15 protein-coding genes are annotated in these 19988 nt (G+C 38.8%); 7 read left to right on the top strand and 8 right to left on the bottom strand.

Features of this window, described 5'->3' with window-relative positions; translation table 11 throughout:
• Positions 1–5: 5 nt before the first annotated feature.
• From JO40_RS06885 to JO40_RS06870, 4 genes are all read right to left on the bottom strand, one after another.
• On the bottom strand, positions 6–2231 hold the full coding sequence (locus JO40_RS06885) for a hypothetical protein (protein WP_044978696.1): 2226 nt from the start codon (positions 2229–2231) through the stop codon (positions 6–8).
• A gap of 163 nt (positions 2232–2394) precedes the next feature.
• Positions 2395–3828, bottom strand: coding sequence for a MiaB/RimO family radical SAM methylthiotransferase (locus tag JO40_RS06880; protein ID WP_144242339.1), 1434 nt, complete (start codon positions 3826–3828; stop codon positions 2395–2397).
• A 26-nt stretch (positions 3829–3854) separates the two neighbouring features.
• Positions 3855–4973 carry a helix-turn-helix domain-containing protein gene (locus JO40_RS06875; RefSeq protein ID WP_044978694.1) on the bottom strand — a complete coding sequence of 373 codons (1119 nt, stop codon included), beginning with the start codon at positions 4971–4973 and terminating at the stop codon, positions 3855–3857.
• 15 nt (positions 4974–4988) lie between these two features.
• Positions 4989–5657, bottom strand: a complete 669-nt coding sequence (locus JO40_RS06870) for a LolA family protein (RefSeq protein WP_044978693.1) — start codon at positions 5655–5657, stop codon at positions 4989–4991.
• 178 nt (positions 5658–5835) lie between these two features.
• On the opposite strand from JO40_RS06870, the gene JO40_RS06865 reads away from it, so the two are divergent.
• The 3 genes from JO40_RS06865 to JO40_RS06855 are packed head-to-tail and all read left to right on the top strand — an operon-like array spanning position 5836 to position 10297.
• On the top strand, positions 5836–6432 hold the full coding sequence (locus JO40_RS06865) for a TetR/AcrR family transcriptional regulator (protein WP_044978692.1): 597 nt from the start codon (positions 5836–5838) through the stop codon (positions 6430–6432).
• Positions 6433–6450: 18 nt separating this feature from the next.
• Positions 6451–8934 (top strand): PEP/pyruvate-binding domain-containing protein, encoded by a 2484-nt coding sequence (locus tag JO40_RS06860; RefSeq protein WP_044978691.1) that lies wholly within the window; start codon positions 6451–6453, stop codon positions 8932–8934.
• Between the two features lies 1 nt (position 8935).
• Entirely contained in the window at positions 8936–10297 is a 1362-nt protein-coding gene (locus tag JO40_RS06855) for an MATE family efflux transporter (RefSeq protein WP_044978690.1), read from the top strand.
• 93 nt (positions 10298–10390) lie between these two features.
• Here the strand turns inward: JO40_RS06855 and JO40_RS06850 are convergent, their stop codons facing one another.
• On the bottom strand, positions 10391–11338 hold the full coding sequence (locus JO40_RS06850) for an L-lactate dehydrogenase (protein WP_044978689.1): 948 nt from the start codon (positions 11336–11338) through the stop codon (positions 10391–10393).
• 257 nt (positions 11339–11595) lie between these two features.
• Here JO40_RS06850 and JO40_RS06845 point away from each other — a divergent pair, with 257 nt between their 5' ends.
• On the top strand, positions 11596–12048 hold the full coding sequence (locus JO40_RS06845) for an RpiB/LacA/LacB family sugar-phosphate isomerase (RefSeq protein ID WP_002676697.1): 453 nt from the start codon (positions 11596–11598) through the stop codon (positions 12046–12048).
• A 26-nt stretch (positions 12049–12074) separates the two neighbouring features.
• Complete coding sequence (locus tag JO40_RS06840) at positions 12075–13028, top strand: hypothetical protein (RefSeq protein WP_044978688.1); 954 nt, start codon at positions 12075–12077, stop codon at positions 13026–13028.
• 21 nt (positions 13029–13049) lie between these two features.
• Here the strand turns inward: JO40_RS06840 and JO40_RS06835 are convergent, their stop codons facing one another.
• Positions 13050–14036, bottom strand: a complete 987-nt coding sequence (locus tag JO40_RS06835; RefSeq protein ID WP_245608776.1) for a ketopantoate reductase family protein — start codon at positions 14034–14036, stop codon at positions 13050–13052.
• 79 nt (positions 14037–14115) lie between these two features.
• Here JO40_RS06835 and JO40_RS06830 point away from each other — a divergent pair, with 79 nt between their 5' ends.
• Positions 14116–14658, top strand: a complete 543-nt coding sequence (locus JO40_RS06830) for an NAD(P)H-dependent oxidoreductase (RefSeq protein ID WP_044978687.1) — start codon at positions 14116–14118, stop codon at positions 14656–14658.
• A gap of 208 nt (positions 14659–14866) precedes the next feature.
• On the opposite strand, the gene JO40_RS06825 is transcribed toward JO40_RS06830, so the two are convergent.
• A complete protein-coding gene (locus JO40_RS06825; protein WP_044978686.1) occupies positions 14867–17659 on the bottom strand; it encodes a DEAD/DEAH box helicase family protein in 2793 nt (930 codons plus the stop codon).
• Complete coding sequence (locus JO40_RS06820) at positions 17659–19494, bottom strand: site-specific DNA-methyltransferase (RefSeq protein ID WP_044978685.1); 1836 nt, start codon at positions 19492–19494, stop codon at positions 17659–17661. Before JO40_RS06820 ends, JO40_RS06825 begins: the two co-directional genes overlap by 1 nt.
• 152 nt (positions 19495–19646) lie before the next feature.
• Between JO40_RS06820 and JO40_RS06815 the strand changes: the two genes are divergently transcribed.
• Positions 19647–19970: a helix-turn-helix domain-containing protein gene (locus JO40_RS06815; protein WP_044978684.1), complete on the top strand. Its 324-nt coding sequence runs from the start codon at positions 19647–19649 to the stop codon at positions 19968–19970.
• Positions 19971–19988: the final 18 nt, after the last annotated feature.

Here is a 19988-nt window from a genome sequence, read left to right as displayed (position 1 = left end):
TGCCGTTATCTAAGTACGGAGTCTACAAGAGCCTTAAAATCTTTATTTTTAGGTTCGGCCGATTCTGTTTTGCGGATAACAAAGACACCGTCTTCATTTACAATTGTTTGTTCATCATTTATATCTATTAACGGCATTGGTTCACTATCACCTACTACATCCAAATCATCCAAAACAGGGCTTTGATCATATTTACCCCACATTGACCGTGCCGGACTATAATCTTCGTCTATGTATTCTACTTTTTTGGCTTCCGTTTTTTCCAACTCAGAGATAGAAATATCCAGCTCAGAAAAATCCAAGCCTGAAATAGTATACCCTAGGTCATTTAAACGGAGCATCGGATCATCTGTACTTTCCGCTAAGATAGCTTCTTCATCTTCATCAAGAGGAGTTGCAACTTTCGATTTCTCTATTTTATCAAATATTTTAGATTCGGCAATTTTCTCTTCATCCAGTTCTTCAACAGGCTCTGCTTTTTGGACTTCGTCAAGTTCTTCGACAGCAGGGGCATCTACCACTTCATCTAGGTCTTCGACAGCCTCGACTTCTTGCACTTCCTCAAGGTCTTCAACAGTTTCAGCTTCTTGGACTTCGTCAAGTTCTTCGACAGCAGCGGTATCTTCCACTTCATCCAGTTCTTCAACAGGCTCGGCTTCTTGGACTTCCTCAAGTTCTTCAACAGTTTCAGCTTCTTGAACTTCGTCAATATCTTCAACGGACTCGGCTTCTTGTACTTCTTCAAGGTCCTCAACAGCAGGGGCATCTACCACTTCATCCGGTTCTTCAACAGTTTCAGCTTCTTGCACTTCCTCAAGGTCTTCGACTGCCTCGGCTTCTTGTACTTCGTCAAGTTCTTCGACAGTTTCAGCTTCTTGCACTTCAGAAATACCTTTCGGTAAGACTTCAGTGCCGGAAACAGTATTATTTTTTTCGGAAATAATTTGTTGATCTTTTAGGGCTTTTATCAAAAGAGAAATAAGCTCTTCAGTTTGAATTCCCTTTAAATTAAGGTCTGAAGATTTAGCTATTGCTGTCTTGTTTATAATATCAAATATTTCCTGCCAATTTTTTTGCAAGATAGCGTCTATTTCTTTTTCTTTACGCTGAAGAAGTTTTTTACCCAATCCTTTTTTTATTTCCGCATTTACTTCATGCCTATGATATTCAAGTTCTTTTTGCAGTTCATCCCAATTTCTTTTCTGTGATGTTTTTAAATAATTTTTTAGAATTGACCAATGCAGCTGTTGAATTTTATTTTGTGCAATAAATAAACGGTTTCTTTTTATATTTAATAATAAAAAGAACATTAAAAATACTGTCACAAAAACCGTAAATATCAAAAAATACTTAACGGCTATAGGGAACATAAACACATTTTTTTCGGTTATTCTGCCTATATAGCCGAAGTCCGTTTTTTTTGTAACAAGAACCCAACTATCTTTTCCATCAAGACTTATAAGACGCAAACTTTGGGGTAACCGTTCCCAATCACTTAGGACAAGGTCTTTTAAGTCCGGTGAAATGATATTATTCGTTTCGGTTAAAATCCCCAGCATGGTATGAGTTTCATCGGAAAGTAAGGCTAAACCGTCGCTTATTGAAAGTATATTATCAGAAATCAAACGGTATAAAAAACTACTTCCCGAAATATAAAAGACCGCAGTCCCTCTATACACATCATAAGAGTCATAAAAAGGTAAACAGTATAAAATAGTATCGGCTTCCGTTATAGCTGTAATTTTAACTTCTCCGTTATCAGGGACTTCTATATGCTGATAAGGAATTAAAAGCTCCGTATCATCATACCTTCTGTAAGAAAGCATTGAATCCGTTTTAGTAAGAATGTCTTCCGGAAAAGTACTAAAGTGCATCTTCTGATATTGCGAATCGATTATTCTAAGGCCTATAAATCCTGGCACAGTAGATATGATTTTTGAAATGATATTGTCTCTTTCTTCTATGTCCGATTGGCTTTGATCTTGCTTTGCTGCAGACATTAGGGCTTGCTCATTCAGTACGCTTTTGAATAGGTGAAGGTTTGTTTCATTCCAGTTTTTAAAAGATTCCTCAATATCGGCTAAATTATCATTGATATACCTTACTATGGCAGGCTTATACACTTTTGTTTCAATAAAAGATTCATAATCCGATACAGTTAAAAGCAAAAGGCCTATAAATACCGCTAAAGAGATAACTAAACTTATAAGAACTTTCAAGCCGGTGCGCAATTTAAATCTCCAATATCTATTTTATCATATTTATAAGGTTTTAGTAAACCCCGAAAGCTGATATAATAAATTAGAACTCACTACGTTATCGGTAAATTTTCTTGAGACTTTATAAATATTGCACTTTTTATAGATAAGATTTTGAACCGACAAAAAACGGATTTTATAGAGCTGCGGCTTCCAAATCAAAACCGTTTCTTGCCGAGACCTTTGCTTTTACAATAGAGCCGGGGGCAATCCGATTTTCATCCGTATCTTTTTGGTCCAAGAGAAAACTTAAAACAACGGCGCCATCCACTTCCGGAGCTTGGAACCATGCCCTGCCGAGAGCTAAAAGTATTTTATCCTCTGCTGGAATGAGTTCTTCTACAAGAACTTCTATTTCTTTTCCTATAAAAGAATCGAGTTTTTTTTCGGTTATTGAACTTTGGACATCTTGTATTGCAGCAAGACGGGCTTCTGCCGTTTTTTTTTCGACGCGGCCTTTAAAAGAATATGAAGGCGTATCCTCTTCTCGGGAGTATGTAAAACCGCCCGACCAAAGGGGCCGTAATTTTCTTAAAAAGGCGACTGTTTGATTGAGGTCTTCATCCGTTTCTCCGGGGAAACCTACCAAAAAAGTTGTACGTATTTGGGGTTCACCGTAAGGACTTTTTGCCTTTTCAAAAGCTGACCGTATATTCTTTACGGTATCAAGGTAAACCTCGGCAGAACCTTTTCGGTTCATAGCTTTTATTATCTTTTCCGAGCCCGACTGAAATGGAATGTCAAAATAAGGTAAAAATCTGCTATCCGCCGTCATTATAGGGAGAATATCAAGCGGAAAATGATCAGGATGGATATAAAGCAGGCGAATTTTAAAATTACCTTCTATTTGAGAGATTGATTTTAAAAGCAAGGACAAGCCGGATCTTTCGTTGTCTTGAAGTTCTTGTATATCATCTTTTCCTGTCTGATAGGCGGCTAAGTCTTGCCCTATCAGGTTAAATTCATAAAAGCCTTTTTCTAAAAATGCCTTTATTTCATCGCAGATATCTTTTATAGGACGGCTTCTTAATCTTCCGCGAATAATGGGGATGGCACAAAAACTGCAAAAGTTGTCACAGCCTTCGGTTATTTTTATATATACGGAACGCGGAAAGTTGAGTATTTTAGGTCTTGCCCCTCCGCATATGCCTATTTGAGGAGAAATAAGGAGCCGTGAAAGGGGCATTACGGGACGTTTCTCAATGGGCATTAAAAGACTTTTTTCACATAACGGCTTTTTAGGAAATAAGGCATCTATTATTTCGGGCAAAAGTGAAAGATTGCCGTTACCGAAGATTGCATCAGCTTCAGGTAAATCGTTTTTAAGAACATCGGCATAACGCTCCGCAAGACATCCGGCTAGTAGAATTTTAGCGTTAGGATGGGCTGTCTTGGCCTGTAAAACGGCATTTATCGATTCTTCTTTTGCAGAATTAATAAATCCGCATGAATTGACTATAATAAGATCAGCCTCATCGGGATTGGAGGTGTTTTGCCATGATAGATTTTCCATTATACCGATTAGAATTTCAGCATCAACTTGGTTCTTTGCACAGCCGTGCAAATCCATAAAAAATTTCTTTTGAAGCATCTATTTTAATCAACGTCTACGACTATGAATTTAAACCGCTTGGTTTGATCATCCCGTATCCATTTTAAGTCTTTGACTATAACTTCTCCGGGACGGCTTACTTCCAAATCAACGGTTTTTCCTCCTGCAACTACTTGGAGTTTTACTGCATTCCCGTTGGATGCCCAAATCCTTAAGCCGTTATTGGCTTGAACGGTAAGCTGTTCGGCTTTTTGGTAATATCTTTCTTCCCGATTAGCTTTATCCGCCTCATGCCTAAATAAACAGTAGCCTCTAAAAGTAGCATTTAAGACCACAGGGTAGGCTGAGCCGCTCTCAAAAAGCACCTTTGAAGCTGAGGAAACAGCAGATTCCGAGTCCGACACAACTACATCGCTTTCTACCGTCGGAGCTCCTTCCGAAACATTACTTCCTGTCAATACTGATATAAGAGCCCCTACTTCCGAGTTATTTTTATCTATATCTTCTACAGTAATCTCAATATCTGCGGTTAAGTCATCATTGAGATCTATTTTTACTGTTTGTCCTAAGCTTATTACTTGAGTTCCTGCATTAGTCTTTAAATTTAACCTTGGACTTATTTTTTCTACCTCAATTGTATATTCTCGGTCTTCTATTCTTAACTTTAAAGAATCTTGCTCAAATACTCTTTCTTCAAACTTTGATTCCCCTAGTTCATAAATTTTTGCTTCCCGTTTTTCGATTCTTTCTATTTTTGAATTTTCTTGTTGTTTTCTATTCCTTATAGCCGGAATCCAGCTTTTTAAAGCAAAAAATACAAGTACGGCCATCAGTGCAATGGCAGCCAATACGCCCAAGCCTATCAAAAGAGGCCTAGAAAACGAAAAGCTTCTTTTTTGCAGCAAGGCATCGGGAGGCAAGGAGCTCTCCTGTATCTTAATTTGCTTATAAAGATTTATCATTTCCTCGGGATCAAGGTCTAAATATTCACAATAATTCCTCAAAAAACCCAAAACATAGGGCTCAGCCGGAAAAACACTATAATCATCCTGTTCCAAGGCTTCTAAATATCTTTTAGCTATATTTGTTTCTCGAGCAACCTGATCAAGTTCAAGATCGCGTTTTATTCTTGTTTCGGTAAGTAGTTTTCCGATTTCATTCATCATTTATCTCCCAAATTAATCGATAAAAAGAAAATCATTAAAAGTCTTTGCAGTAGAAGGAGCATCAAACACAAAGTTTCTGCTTCCCACTCCGGTATTTATTCTGTAATTATAAAAATCGAATATGATTTTACCTCCGGAAACGGGAACAGCTTCAATTCGGCGTATCAATTTACCGTCAGGATAAATCATAACACGCAGGGTTTTAAACGCTTCCGTTGCAGATTTTCGGTTCATAAGCAAAATAATAACGTTTTCCGACGAACCTTCCTCCAGCGGCTGTGGAGCTGAGGTAGCCTCATATTGAATTGTGTACCCTCTTTTAATGAGAGACAGACCTTGGGGTGTAGCTAAAGATGAACCTCCGGCGGAGCTTTGTTCAACATCCTGAGTTAGAATTGTTCTATATTGAGGCAGGTAAATTGAAAGAGTATTTCCGTTAAAAACAATACATTGTTCTGCAGGTGATTTAAAGTCCAATCGAAGTTTATCCGGTCTTTTGAACATCGCCGTAGCCTGCTGTTTTGAAGTCCCGACTGCTATATTCATGTCGACAATATAGTCCTGTATTTGAGCGTATCTATCCGATACTGAAGAAAAAAAGTCCCCTGCAGTAGTAATATTTTGAGAAAAACAAAGAGAACTTATAAAAATAAATAAAATAATGCTTATATTTTTTTTCATGCCTGCTATAGTAAAACAAAAAAGGTTATAAAGTCAAGTACCGTATTTACTCATGTAAAAATCTATGAATAAATTATAAAATATTCATTGACAAGGCTGCACTTTTTTGCTATACTAGCAATGAATGAATAAACAAATATTCATTGCGGTGTAAGGAAGATGTGTTAAGGAGCGGATGATGGCCAAAGCTTTTACCGAACAAGAACGGATCAAAATAAAAGAAAAAATACTGGAAGCTGCACTGGATTTGTTTCACGATAAAGGAACAAAGTCTTTGAATATAGCGGAATTGACAAAACGTGCCGGCATTGCACAGGGGAGCTTTTATAATTTTTGGCGGAATAAAGATGCATTGGTTATGGAACTCTTTGCGTATCGCTCGGTTCAAAAATTACGCACTGTTGAAAAGAAATTTTCATCTTCGCTTGCAAATCCGGCGGAATTTCTTACCGACATAATATATCAATTTTTGATTGATCTTATGACTAAAATTCAAAAGCAGCCTATCTATAAAGATGCGTTTAAGGTATTTGAAGCAAAAGACCGAAGCGAAGTACATAGGATTGAAAGTCTGTATGATGATTTTTTAACAAGGCTTATACAATATTGGGAACAAAACGGCGTAATTAAACGGGCGGATAAAAAAGGCTTATTGAATGCGCTTACCGGAAGTTTTTTATTATGTTCGCATTATTATCAATTTGATACGGCGTATTTTAACGATGTGCTGCGAACATTTATATCCGCAATTGTAGATAAATATATAGAAGTGTAGCAGAAGGAGAGAAATACAATGAAGATACTTGATTTTACTCAAATACATAAAGACGATGTGTTAATAGCCGGCGGTAAAGGAGCGAACCTCGGAGAGATGACCGCTGCGGGAATAAATGTACCTAAAGGATTTGTCATCACCGCAGATGCCTATCGAGAATTTTTAAAAGAAAATCGGATTGACGAAATTATTTCGAGTAATCTTAATGAAGAGCAAGCGGATGAAAAGGCTTTGTTATCCGCAGCGGGAGAATTCCGTAAAAGAATTAGAGCAGGGCATTTTCCCGCTCAACTGGAAAACGAGATACGGCAAAAATATTCGGAACTTGGAAAAGCCGCAAGAGTTGCGGTACGCTCATCGGCAACGGCGGAAGATTTACCCGATGCAAGTTTTGCAGGTCAGCAGGAAACCTATTTGAACGTGCAGGGGATAGAGGATGTTCTGATTCAAATACGCAACTGCTATGCTTCTCTTTGGGGCGATAGAGCGGTAAGTTATCGCTGTAATCAAGGCTATAATCAAAACACTGTTGCCATTGCCGTCGTTATTCAAGAAATGGTAGAAAGCGAAAAAGCGGGCGTTCTTTTTACGCTCAATCCGGTAACACGCAATAAAGATGAAATGCTGATCAACGCAAGTTACGGATTAGGTGAAAGTGTTGTTTCAGGACGGGTAACGGCAGACGGTTATATCGTAAATAAGGCGGGCGATATAATCGAAGTAAGTATCGGCAGTAAAGAAACGCTAATCGTCTATGGCGATAAAAATACAAAGGAAGAACCTGTAAGCGAAACAAAAAGAATGCAGAGGGCATTAAATGATACTGAAATTGCAGGTCTTGTGAATGCCGGATTAAAAATAGAAAAGCACTACGGTATGCCGATGGATATTGAATGGGCTATCTATCATGACAAAATATATATCTTACAGGCACGCGCAATAACGGCCTTAAAGAACGCTGATGATAAAAAGCTCATTCAAAAATATATTAAAAAAAGACCGTTACCAAAAATGATAAAAGAAAACATGGCATTCCTGTTTGAGAAAATGCCCTTTGCATATCGGGCACTCGATTTTGACTATATGACAGCAATTAATAATCAAAAAGCACGGATATTTGCAGAAGGCGGTATTGTTGTTAATTCAAATCCGGCAATTGATGATGACGGGATTCAAACACTTCCGGACAATAAAAACGGCTTGACGCCGAATATAGTTCATATCTTTAAAATAATACGAATGCTCAAAGATTTTGACTATTGTTCCGAAGTATGTAAAAAATTTATGACTCAGTATGAACAAGAAATAGAACGCATTAAAAGGCTGGATTTTAAAAACATGACTTTACCGGAATGCAGTGCATTTATGGAACAAAGTTATGAGCTTGTACAACAGATTGCGTATAACAGATTTAAATACGCACTATTTCCGTCTTTTTTGATGAGTAAAAAATTCACAAGAATAATACAGCGCGTCGATAAGAACTGTTCCGCATTTGATTTTTATTGGGAACTCAACAATAAAACGGCCCTTGTTACAAACGAGATTTCACTCATGGCGGATACGATAAAGAAAAACTCCGCCCTAACCGAAGCCGTACTATCCGGAGAAAAATTCACTTCTTTGTGCGCCGCTTTTCCCGAATTTAAACAGCTTGCAGATGATTTTATAAACCGCAACGGTTTTAAGTCGGACTACAACTGCTATTGTATTGAAGCTCAAACGTTTATCGAAGATCCCGACAGACTCGTTAATATTATCCGCCCGCTCTTAAACGCAGATGAGCGGAATTTCAATCAGAATTCTTATAATGACAAGAATAAAAATTATGCGGAATTAATGCAGAAATTAAAGCGTATCTACGGGTCTAAATATCCGCGCATAGAACACGATGTACAAAACTTTAGGTATTTTCATGTTGTCCGGGAAGAAACGCAGTATCTGTGGGAAACTCTCTTTTATTATGTCAGACAGTGTGTAAAGCGGATAAACATTCTTTTATTAAAAAGTGAAGACTATAAGCACGGAATTGCAAATCTTTTTCACCGTGAATTAATGGAAGTGTTGAAAGCGGGACGGCTAACCGATGCCTATAAAGAAAAGATTACCAAACGGAATGAAAAATTTCCGCTTGCGGAAAAAGTGTGGGAAGCCTCAAAATTATTGATATTTGATTCGACAGGTGATGTACTGAAAGGGGTAAGCGGAAGCCCGGGAACTGTTGTAGGAAAGGTGCGCATTATCCTCAGTCCGAAAGAATTTTATAAGATGCAAAAAGGCGATGTCCTTGTCTGCCGGCTTACCGATCCTGAATGGACACCTCTTTTTAAACTTGCAAGTGCTGTCGTCGCAGACACCGGTTCCGCTCTCAGTCATGCGGCAATTGTTGCACGGGAATTTGCCATACCGGCGGTACTGGGTGTAGGGTTTGCCACTGCACGATTTAAGGACGGCGACATGATTACGGTTGACGGAAACAAGGGTGAAGTGAGGAGCGCTTAAGATGGATTCAAAAGAGCAAAGACGGTTCAATATTCTAACCAAACCGATTTTTCCGTTGTTGGTCAAAACATCAATCCCGACAATCATCGGCATGTTGATAAGCGTTATATATAATTTGACCGATACCTTTTTTGTCGGACGCCTGCATAACAGAGCAATGATTGCTGCAATCGGTATTGTGTTCAGTTTTGTGAGCATTATTCAAGCGATAGGTTTTTGGTTCGGCTACGGCAGCGGCAATGCTATGTCAAAAAAAATCGGAGAAAAAAACTATCGGGAAGCGGAAATCATTTCGTCGATAGGAATTGTCATTGCAACCATAACAGGCATTGTGATAGCAATTGCAGCACGCATTTTTATTGTGCCTCTTTCAAACCTCATAGGCGGAAGTGCATCTGAAGACGTACTCGCCTTTACCGTACAGTACTTAAGCATTATCATCATCAGCGTTCCGTTCGGCTTATATTCCATAACGGTTTATAATCAGCTGCGCCTTTGCGGAAATGTACGGGACGGAATGATAGGCTTGCTTTCCGGAATGCTCAGCAATATGATTTTGGATCCGCTGTTGATGTTTCCGCTTAAAATAGGATTTATCGGCGCAGGCTATGCAACGCTAATCGGCCAGATTATCGGATGCATCACCCTGACGTTCTTAGCAAAAAGACACGGGAATATTCCAATCAGTGTAAAAAAAGCTCACTGCAATAAAAATCGTATTTATCATATTCTTGCAGGCGGACTTCCTAATTTTTCGCGGCAGGCAATTAACTCTGCCGCATTGGTTTTACTCAATGTTACGGCAGCACGCTACGGAGAAAGTATGATAGCGGCTTTAACGGTAAGTTCAAGAATTGCAGCATTGGCTTTTATGATTATGATCGGCTGGGGACAAGGCTTTCAGCCTATTTGTGCTATGAATTACGGCGCAAAACAATACTCAAGAGTAAAAAAAGCTTTTATAATTACCGTTGCAGCCGGCACAATTTTTTTAACAGTTTCCGCAATAATCTTATTCTTCTTTGCCGAACAATGTATCGGGCTTATGTCTAACGATGGTGAAGTTGTGTCTACCGGAATCAGTATACTGAAAATGCAATGCTTTTCGCTGCCGCTTTTAGGCTTTTTTGCCGTAAGCAGTATGTTTATGCAGAATATCGGCAATTATTTTTCAGCCCTTCTCATTTCCGTTTCACGGCAGGGACTCTTTTACATTCCGCTTTTATATCTTCTGCCTGCCCTCTATGGAAAAACCGGCATTTACCTATTGCAGCCGGCTGCCGATTTTTTATCGTTTGTGCTTGCCTCAGTAATAATGTACAGATGGTACTCGTGCGGTACAAAAAAAATCCCGTTGCAGTAATTTAAAATGTGCGGTGTAGTACCGTCCGTTCAGTTCAACTTTAAATGCAGAATAATTGTAATAAACGAAATTCTCGGTAAAAAGTAGTTTTGGTTAATTCATCTCGGTAAAAGCTTCTTTAAGCCGTTTTGCGCTTGCTTCCAACGCTTCCTGTTCATCAGCGGGAAGATCGCTTTCTATAACCCGTTCCGCACCGTTGCGCCCGACAATGCAGGGAACGCTCAAGCATACGTCTTTAAGTCCGAACTCTCCGTCCAGCGTCATCGAAACGGACAAAATGCTGTGCTCGTTGCGCAAAATGGCGCCGGCTATTCTCGTAAGGGCTAAGCCGACGGCAAAATAAGTAGAACCTTTGTAGTCGATAATGTGGTAAGCGGAATTCCGTACTTCTTCCAAAATTTTTGCTTTATCAAAGTGCGGGCCTGAGCTGCATGTGCCGCCTGAACAATATTCGTCGATGCGCCGTCCTGCAACGGATGTCATCGACCAAGCCGCAAATTCGCTGTCGCCGTGTTCTCCCAAAATATAACCGTGAATGTTGCGCGCATCGACACCGCACTCTTTGCTAAGAGTGTAGCGGAAACGTGCAGTGTCCAAAACCGTACCGGAACCGATAACTCTTCCGCGCTCCCATCCTGAAGCCTTGAGCGCTGCCCGCGTTAAAATATCGACGGGATTGCTCACAATCAGCATAACGCCGCTGCAGCCGCTTTCCGCGATGTCCTTTGCAATGCCGGTGATAATGGACGCATTGCGTTTCAGCAAATCTATGCGAGTTTCTCCGCTCTGTTGTTTTGCTCCCGCCGTAACCACAACGATGTCGCTGTCGGCATAATCGGTTTTATCGCCCGCGTGTATGTCGACTTGCGGCAAAAAAGGCAGACCCTGCACAAGGTCGAGCGCTTGTCCTTCGGCAAAATTTTTATTCATATCGGTTATTGCTATTTCGTCCGCATAACCGCTTTGAGCCAATGCGTAGGCAAAGGTTGAACCGACCGCACCTGCTCCCACAACGGTAACTTTGCGTTTCTTTCCGTCCATAGGATTACCTCCTTTTAAAAAATACTGAAATGCATACGTTTAGGCAAGGGGATTTGCAGAAGAATTCACGAACCTTAACAATTGCAAGAAGAACAAAATAAGGCAAAATTATCGCAAAAAGATTGTTATGAAAGGCGGAGAAAGTAACCCGGCTTTTACACTAGACAATTTATAAAAAAACTACTAAAATAATTATGGGTGCTAAAAAAATAGGTTTTTATAAGTGCCCTATATTTTTATATAAAGGGAGTGCGCATATGAAAATCGGATTCGGGAGCGATCATTCGGGAGTCGCATTAAAACATATTTTAATGGAACACGTTCGCAATAAAGGATACGAATGCGTTGATTACGGTGCGGCGGATTCGAAGGTTCCGGCAAACTATGCCGAATTCGGCTTAAAGGTTGCCGAAGCGATTAAATCGCGCGAAGTTGAAAAGGGTGTGATGGTGTGCGGATCGGGCGTCGGCATTTCTCTTGCCGCAAACAAGGTTCCGGGCGTGAGGGCTGCGGCGTGCAGCGAACCGTGTACGGCAAAGCTCGCCGTCGAACACAGCGACATAAACGCTGTCGCCATGGGCGTATGCATCGTCGGACCCGAAGAAGCAAAAATGATTGTCGACGCCTTTCTCGATGCCCGCTTTGAAGGCGGAGTTTACACGGAACGGGTCGACACCCTTTCCGCTATAGAAAGAAAATACGGTAAATAAACGCGGCCGCCGATTGGAGAAAAAGAATGAAAAGGTCGTTAATTTTATTCAATGTATTTTGCGCCTTATTATGTTCTTGCATGAGCTTGGGGCGTGTTGAAAATGCCGATGTTAAAAATTCGTATTTAATGAAATTAGATGAGGAGTTTTCGGTTTCAGAAAATGAATATTCCGTAGGAGAAAACTTTAATTTTATTGTAGAAGCAAAAGAACCCATCAAAGGCATTCATATAATTCTTTCAAGAGAGAAATTACAGCCCCGGCAATATATTGGAAAAGAAATAGATGAAACTCCTTTTTCGGTCGGAAATATGATAATTATGGATAAAACGGAACCGAAGATTTTGTATTTTAATTCGGATTTAGTAAATAATTATTTATTTCCAAAGGAAAATACCGAAAGTACAAGTTTTTCTCTCAAAATAAAAGGTTTCGCGGAGACAGATAACAGTAAATCGTTCGACAAACTGTTTTGCTACGGTTTTTGTGATTTGAATAAAAACCGGATAATCGAAAGCGATGAACTGAAACAAATAATAATTAATGTAAATCCTTCGTTTTCTCTTACCGATGAAAAGATATATATATCAACAGTCGGTTACAAAGCAAAGACATATTCTGAAGTTGCAGAGACATATGTTATTTATAAAATAAACAGTTTTATCGGTTTTACTAAATTTAAAGCAACGGTTACACCGTATGTATCTAATTTCGATATGCTTTTTAAAAATGAATCTCCTTTTAAAGACGTAAACTACTATATTGTGCATTCTCCCGTAACAACAAATAAAGTTTTAAATCAACCGTATAAATATGCGATGTCAAATTTATTAATATTTGATGTTACGGAAGATATAAAAGATTCCAAGACGGGATATATTGCGGCACGTAATTATCAAGTAAAAAAAACAAAAGATATTCTAAGAATTTGCATAAATATTTCAGGGAAAATAATTTTTCCTGAAATAATTGAATACTAAAATATAACTTAAAAACGGATCTCAGTCGATTTTTTCACTATGACCGGGCTGGTTGTTGCGCTTTTTTCTATTTCCGCAGCCGGAATTTTTGCCGATACAGATGAGTCTCATTCCATGCTGATTATTGTTCGTCGGAATTGCGGCAAGGTATTGATACAACTGCGAGTGCAGAGATCGCATTTCGTCGGGCGCTTTCATCGAGTGCCGGTACATAAATAAATTTCCGAAGCGGCTTTTAAAAACTTGAGTAAAAATGGCTTGCAGAACCGGAGCCGGCAGCAGTCTCAAAAGATGCATTTTCGGCGGCGAAAGTTTTACTCCCGAACGATACAATTTTTGAAAATTGTTTTTTATTTGCCGTGCCGTATCGTTCATAATGTCCGCTTCTTTCCAAACTTCTTCCGGATTTTCGGCTTTATAATACGCATCGGCAATCGGAATAACCAGAGCCAAGTGATTCAACTGCCAGCCGTGCATGTCTTTTACGATTCGGTACGGCACGCCCGCCGTCTTAAAAAGAGCCGCTAGTTTTTTAAGCCGCTCCGATGTGTTCCCGCCGATTTCGGCAAATGTCGTCGCCTGAATAAGAGGCGGCGTAAAGTCCGCTTTCAGCACGCCGTCTTCATAGCTGCCGCCCGCCCCCGGAAACGCGGGAACAATGCGCCCTTCTCCGCACAGGTTCTCCCAGTCGGTGTAGGGTTCAAGCGTATTGACCATTGTAACGATGTTCGGGCTGCCGTTCGGCCGGAGTTCTTCAAGCGCCGTATGCACTTGATTTTCTTTTACCGTCAAAAAGATAAAATCATAGATATCATCATTTTTCAATGTAGCGATAACCTTAACCTTTGCTTTATACTGTTTGCCGTTTTTCTCATACAGCAAGCCGCGGGTTTTCAGCGTTTCAAGTTTTTTCCCTCTTGCGTACACGGTTGTGTCATAGCCTACTTCGGCGAACGCAGCGGCATACAAATTGCCGATTACGCCCGCACCGTAAATTAAAAGTTTCATTTTACTACCTGTCCCTCAGTATAGAACATTTTTATCTTTTATGGTATACTCTCGATATAACTCATTCAAGAAATTTACAATGCCGAAAACCCTGATTATTCTTGCTCACCCTAATATTTCTCAATCTACCGTTCATAAACACTGGTCGGATGCAGTGCGGCAACATACCGATCGCTTTACTGTTCACGAACTGTACGCTGTCTATCCTCAAGGCAAGATTGATGTAGCGGCTGAACAAAAATTGATAGAAACGCACGATTCACTTGTGTGGCAATTTCCCATATACTGGTTTAATTGTCCGCCGTTACTGAAGCAGTGGTTAGATGAAGTGCTGACTTATGGCTCGAAAGGCAAGGCACTTAAGGGCAGAAAAATTGCGCTTGCCGTCTCGTTCGGTGCACCGGTCGCAGACTACCGCGCAGATGGTGCTGTCGGATGCAGCGTTACCGAAGTACTGCGTCCGTTTGAACTGACAGCGAAATACTGCAATGCAGACTACCGCCCGCCGTTCACTTTCCATACAATAGACAGCAACGCGGGATATAGCGAAGCTGCACGGCAAGAGGTAGAGCGGAGCGCAAGGGACTATTTAGCTTGGTTGGATGCGCTGCAACAAACATGAGGCATAATCGACATAAAGCATTCTTCATAGCGGTGTGATAATAGGCGAGCTCAATTTCCATACCAACTTATCGAGAAAACAAAATGTGATAATTGAATCAGAAATGTTAGTTTTTCCTTGTCATCAGTTTTGCACAGTAATGTGCAGCCGTCGCAAACAGTACAATGATTGTGGTATAATCGGTAAAGAACATGTTATAGCCTTTTTTCTAATGACGGGCAAGGATTGTTTTTTCAAAAGCTTTCAAAAATTCTGATTTCAATTTTTCATCGTTGCTATTAAAAAACGGTAAACCAATTAGCACATAAGAACTGTTACGTTCTATAACGGCATGCTCTTTCCCGTAGCGTTTAGCGATCTCTTCCAGGAAATTTTGTTTCCAACCATCGCTATCGTCTCCTGCAAGAAACCTGCCTTTCGGTTCAATAAAGACTTGATAGTATGCATTAGCATTGCCGGCTTTTCCATGCAGAAATAATAAAAAATCCGGTTGAAAGCCGCGGCCGGTATCAAAGTCAAAAATCTTATATACTTCTTCATTTCGGAGCAACTGAAAAGAATCGTAATTGGTAAGTAAATTTGATTTTCTGTCTTTTATAAATTGAATTAAGTTACGTTCTTCGCTTGTACCCCAAAACGCATCAAGCGCATACCAATCTGCGGCTTGTAAATCTTTTTCCAATTTCTTGTTTTCCTGTGTTTCCGGTGCCTGTTCATCGATGGAAATGAGTTTTTCTTTAGTAAAACATAACTTCCCTTTTTCCGGCTCGAACGAAAACATATTGGAAAATTTTACCAACCGGAAATCAGTTCCTTTATACGGATTATCAAATTTTTTCAATTCACTTTGCAGATAAGCAAAAAATTTTTCACACATTTCCAGCATTTTTTTATTCGGAATATTTGCATATTCGTCGGCATCGTGTGTAAGCATAATTTTTACATCTTTTATAAAATCAAAAAACTCTTCCATACTTTGCACATTAAATCGTTGGAGTATATTTTCAAAGTTATAGTAGGAAGCGGCATTTGCATTAAGGCGATGAACCGCTTTATATTTTATATGAATCGGAATATCGGAAAATTTTAGGATTTCTGTTTTTAATTGACCGCTTTCAGCCGCAATATATATATCTTCTTTTTGAAAATCAACTGTCCGTATTTCAGAATATGCACTTATAATGATTCTATACTCAAACAGCGGAAGATTTTGAAAATCATCCGGGAGTTTTTTTAGTCTACGTGCAGGGTTTTCAATCCTGTCATTTACAAATAAATACATTCCGCGCAGAATTTTTTGTTGTTCCTGTTTTACAGAAAATTTCTTTTGTGTCCGTTTTTCCGTCATCAATCCTTTATTTTTAAGCTCATTCGATAACTCATTGATATAGCGGTGATCTTCATCGGAATGAAAATAGAATTCTTCCAAAATACGCAGCTCATTTCGGATATCATCATCGAACTTACGGCGGTTAACTGGCATATCTTTATGTACAAACGGATAATAGCGCACTCCTCGCCCTATAAGTTGAACTTCGCTCGTCGTGCTTGTGCCGGCCTTGTGTGTTTTGGTATCCGTATCGCGTCCCGTGTACAATCGAACAATGTCGTATAGGTTCAGTACATCCCAGCCTTCGGTAAGGCGCTGTACGGTAAAAATTGCTCTAATATGATTATCATAATCTTCAAGACTGTTTAAAAGCCGGTCAATTTCGGAATCCGTTTTTTCTTTTTTGGTGGTATTTGTCTTACTATTTGTAATGATGATAGTACGCTCTTGAAAATTTTCACGGATATAATCAACAATATTTTCAAAAGAATATTCATTCTCTTTTAGATATACCAAAATCCGCTCAAAGATATTGCCGTCAACGGTATATAATGACGGAATTTCATCATCAGCCGGCATAGTTATTTTTGAAAGATTATGAATAAAATTAAAGTCGGAAGCTGTTACTGATTTGCATAATTCAATAAACTTTCCGCAATCGGTTTTTGAATCTTCAATTGTTTTGCTTCTAAAAAGAATAACCGGTTTAAAATTCGGAATTCCAGCTTTTAGCGCAATGCGATAACGGTACCAATGTAACAACAATGCCTGTAAAATTCTTTCTTTTAATGTAAGATTGGATCGAACAAGGCGGATATGTTTTGTACAACCGGCTTCTACGAAGTCTTTCAATTCAAATTTGATAATTATTTTATCTTCATACTTTTGTAAAACTTCAGGCGTATTCGGAACCGTTGCAGTAAATTCCAAAAGAGCGTTATTATTTTTGTTTTGGTTTTTACCGTCTTTGTTTAAAATACAATGACAAACAGTATGTTCCCACGAACGTTCTATATCGTCTTCTTTTGCAGAATCTTTTAATTCCCCGATAAAAGAAATATCATCTGAAAGAGTCGTTTGTTTTTTCTTTGCCGTACTTGCATTTAAGTGATGCGCTTCATCCCCAAATAAAATAACATCGCGCTTTTGTAAGTCCGAAAGCAATACAGAGTTTTCACTTTCTTTATAAATATCATTATGCAGTTTTTGAATCGTCGTAAATTTTATCTGTATGTCATCGCAAAGATGAGAAAACATATCGACTTCTCGAAATGCAACCCGCTTGCCGTCGATAACAATGTTTTCTTTAAACAGGTATTTAGTATGCTTCGTGTCGATAAAATTTGCCTGCGTTTTTCCGAGAATGGCATTTTGATTGACAAAAAAGATAAAATTTCGATACCCTTGCTTGTAATAATACAAAATAAGTGCGGCCATAACGAGCGTTTTACCGCTTCCCGTAGCCATATTGAACATAAGATGATTCGGCAAAAGCGTTTCACCTTTTTTAAGCAACTCTGAACGTCGTTTTTCATTGACGAGAAAGTTTTCCACAGCTTCGCACTGCCACTCATAAAGCGGATATTTTAAATTATCCGTAATGTATGAAGGAATTGCATATTTGCTTTCGTCAAGAATTTCTTTTTGAATTTTAATTTTATCGACCAGCATTATTTATTTTCCTTATCACTTCTACACAGCCGGTAAAAATCTTCCGTAATAGCAATGTCTTCCCTGCCGAGTTCTGAGTTATCGTCGTGCCGGTCGTCGGCGTTGACATATAACTGATTTAAATCGAGCATACGGCAAAACATTTCTTTTTGTTCTTTCAATGAAAGCAATTGAAAGCGATCGGTTTTGACTTCTTCTCGGAATTCCTTTATACGGACGTTGTAGTGTAAAAAATATTTATTGCACAGTTCATCGAACAGGGAAATAAGTTCTTCAAGATTTTTACAAGCGGAAATAAGCCGCAGCGCCTGTTCATTTTTTTCGGCAAGTTCCATGTAGACAAAAGAGCCGCCGCCGTGCCAGTTGTATCGTTTGGAAATACCACTTTGTTCTCCTTCAATAACTTTCGATAATCTTCGTAAAGAAATATCGAGGTGTTTATCAATTTGCTCACACAAAATAAATTTGCGTTTCATTTTTAAAGCAGCAGCAGCAGTTGTACCAGTTCCTCCAAAAAAGTCCAATATAATATCATCTTCAACAGTATGAGCCCTTATTATTCTTTCTAATAATTTTTCAGATTTTTGTCCTTTTACATCATCATCTTTGTTGAGTAGTTTTGAAACTGTTTCACCTGCAAAAGAAACTATAGCTATGCTGTTTAAATCATCATATTCATTTCCATTCCAAACATCTTCGATTGGATAGCTTTCTACATCGGAATTTGCGATTCGCTTAAAATCTTTTTTAGGAATACAGTATTTATTAAATTTAAATGTCATACTATTTTTGGAGTAGAATAAAATCGTATCGTGATTTCGAATCCAATTATTATCTTTTGTTTTATATCCAGACAGCCATCCTATACGCCAAATTATTTCTCGTTGAAAATTGTTCTCACCAAAAATATTATCCATTAGAATTTTTGCATAATGAATTTGATGATAATCTAATTGAATATATAGAGCTCCATCATCTGACAATAAATCTTTTGCAATTTCCAGTCTATTTTCCATAAATGTCAGCCATGCACTTCTATTAAAATTATCATTGTATGCAAAACTGTCATTTCCTGTATTGTATGGCGGGTCTATGTAGATAAGCTTGACTTTGCCTGTAAATTCTTCTTTAAGTGAATGAAGTGCAAGCAGGTTATTTCCTTTGATAATCAAATTGTCGGTGATGGTATCTTCCGGAAGCCCGCGTTTTTTGTTCAGCTCCGCATCGCGGTTTAGTTTTTTACAAGCCGAAACTTTTCCCTGTTCATAGCGTTTTGCATTGCAAAATGCTTTCGGAGAAAAAAGGCTGTCTATTTCATCACGGGCGAGTACCTCATTATAAAACACCTCTCGGCGTTTGCTTGTTTTTTCCGTGTATTCTTGGTTTTTGTCATCGTATTCAAAATAGGTGTCCAAACCGTCTTCTTTACGCTGACCGCCTTCCAGTACGCAATCTTTGAACGGGAAATTCAAAACAACTTCGCTCCGGTCGATCAATGGAATGTCTCCCATATATAAGCCGATTTTTTGCCCAAGATATTTTGAGTATGAATTGCAGGCGGAAGAATATTCCAAAAATTCTTTAAACCTTGCCGTATTAAAAACAAAACTGTCCAAAACAGGGGTAAAAAAGGCTTTTTTTATAGAAGTATCTTTGAGCAAGGGTGAGAGCAGTTTTATATCACCGCGTTCTGCACAATCTTTTATCACGTTAATTTTTAATCTCGGCTTTTGTTTTTCATCGGCAGCTGGTTCTACAAAATCCGGCTCTTTTGCAAGTATGGTTTCAATACGCTGCTTAAGCGCATTTGTTTCAGGTGTTTCGGTATACGGCATAATCTCTCCATTTAGTATTTTTAATAATTTTTAGCAAAAAGCTGGTAATATTAGCAATAAAACATCAAATCGCTAATATTATCGGCTTATTGATGTAATATTATAACGATTTGAATATTCTTTCTTACAAATCGTAATTGTATAATAACAATATGACTGAAATTGAATTGATACAATTGTATTCGGAAAATATCAGGCGCTTTAGGCTATCGAAAAAGTTGACACAAGAACGTCTAGCTGAGCGGGCCGGTATTACAAGCGCATATATCAGCGAAATTGAAAATCAAAAAAAAGTCGGTAAATTTGAAACGATTGCTTCTATTGCAGCAGCACTTGAAGTCGAACCTTATGAACTATTTTTGCCGGCAGGAAACATACCGTCCTATAACAGTAAGCGGACACGATTATTGATGAATCATCTTCGTAATAATTTTAGCGATCTTGTAGACACAATAGAAGAATTCCTAGCGGAGTAGATGCGAAACATCTTTTAT

Source organism: Treponema putidum (assembly GCF_000755145.1).
In the GTDB taxonomy this organism is placed as follows: Bacteria; Spirochaetota; Spirochaetia; order Treponematales; family Treponemataceae; genus Treponema_B; species Treponema_B putidum.
The sequence above is the reverse complement of the archived record's forward strand: the minus strand, read 5'-3'. Positions and strand labels throughout refer to the sequence as shown.

Bases quoted from the DNA above. Each gene is read 5' to 3' on its own strand.
- JO40_RS06880 (WP_144242339.1), bottom strand. From the start codon at position 3,828: ATGGATTTGCACGGCTGTGCAAAGAACCAAGTTGATGCTGAAATTCTA.
- JO40_RS06875 (WP_044978694.1), bottom strand. From the start codon at position 4,973: ATGAATGAAATCGGAAAACTACTTACCGAAACAAGAATAAAACGCGAT.
- JO40_RS06870 (WP_044978693.1), bottom strand. From the start codon at position 5,657: ATGAAAAAAAATATAAGCATTATTTTATTTATTTTTATAAGTTCTCTT.
- JO40_RS06865 (WP_044978692.1), top strand. From the start codon at position 5,836: ATGGCCAAAGCTTTTACCGAACAAGAACGGATCAAAATAAAAGAAAAA.
- JO40_RS06860 (WP_044978691.1), top strand. From the start codon at position 6,451: ATGAAGATACTTGATTTTACTCAAATACATAAAGACGATGTGTTAATA.
- JO40_RS06855 (WP_044978690.1), top strand. From the start codon at position 8,936: ATGGATTCAAAAGAGCAAAGACGGTTCAATATTCTAACCAAACCGATT.
- JO40_RS06850 (WP_044978689.1), bottom strand. From the start codon at position 11,338: ATGGACGGAAAGAAACGCAAAGTTACCGTTGTGGGAGCAGGTGCGGTC.
- JO40_RS06845 (WP_002676697.1), top strand. From the start codon at position 11,596: ATGAAAATCGGATTCGGGAGCGATCATTCGGGAGTCGCATTAAAACAT.
- JO40_RS06840 (WP_044978688.1), top strand. From the start codon at position 12,075: ATGAAAAGGTCGTTAATTTTATTCAATGTATTTTGCGCCTTATTATGT.
- JO40_RS06835 (WP_245608776.1), bottom strand. From the start codon at position 14,036: ATGAAACTTTTAATTTACGGTGCGGGCGTAATCGGCAATTTGTATGCC.
- JO40_RS06830 (WP_044978687.1), top strand. From the start codon at position 14,116: ATGCCGAAAACCCTGATTATTCTTGCTCACCCTAATATTTCTCAATCT.
- JO40_RS06825 (WP_044978686.1), bottom strand. From the start codon at position 17,659: ATGCTGGTCGATAAAATTAAAATTCAAAAAGAAATTCTTGACGAAAGC.
- JO40_RS06820 (WP_044978685.1), bottom strand. From the start codon at position 19,494: ATGCCGTATACCGAAACACCTGAAACAAATGCGCTTAAGCAGCGTATT.
- JO40_RS06815 (WP_044978684.1), top strand. From the start codon at position 19,647: ATGACTGAAATTGAATTGATACAATTGTATTCGGAAAATATCAGGCGC.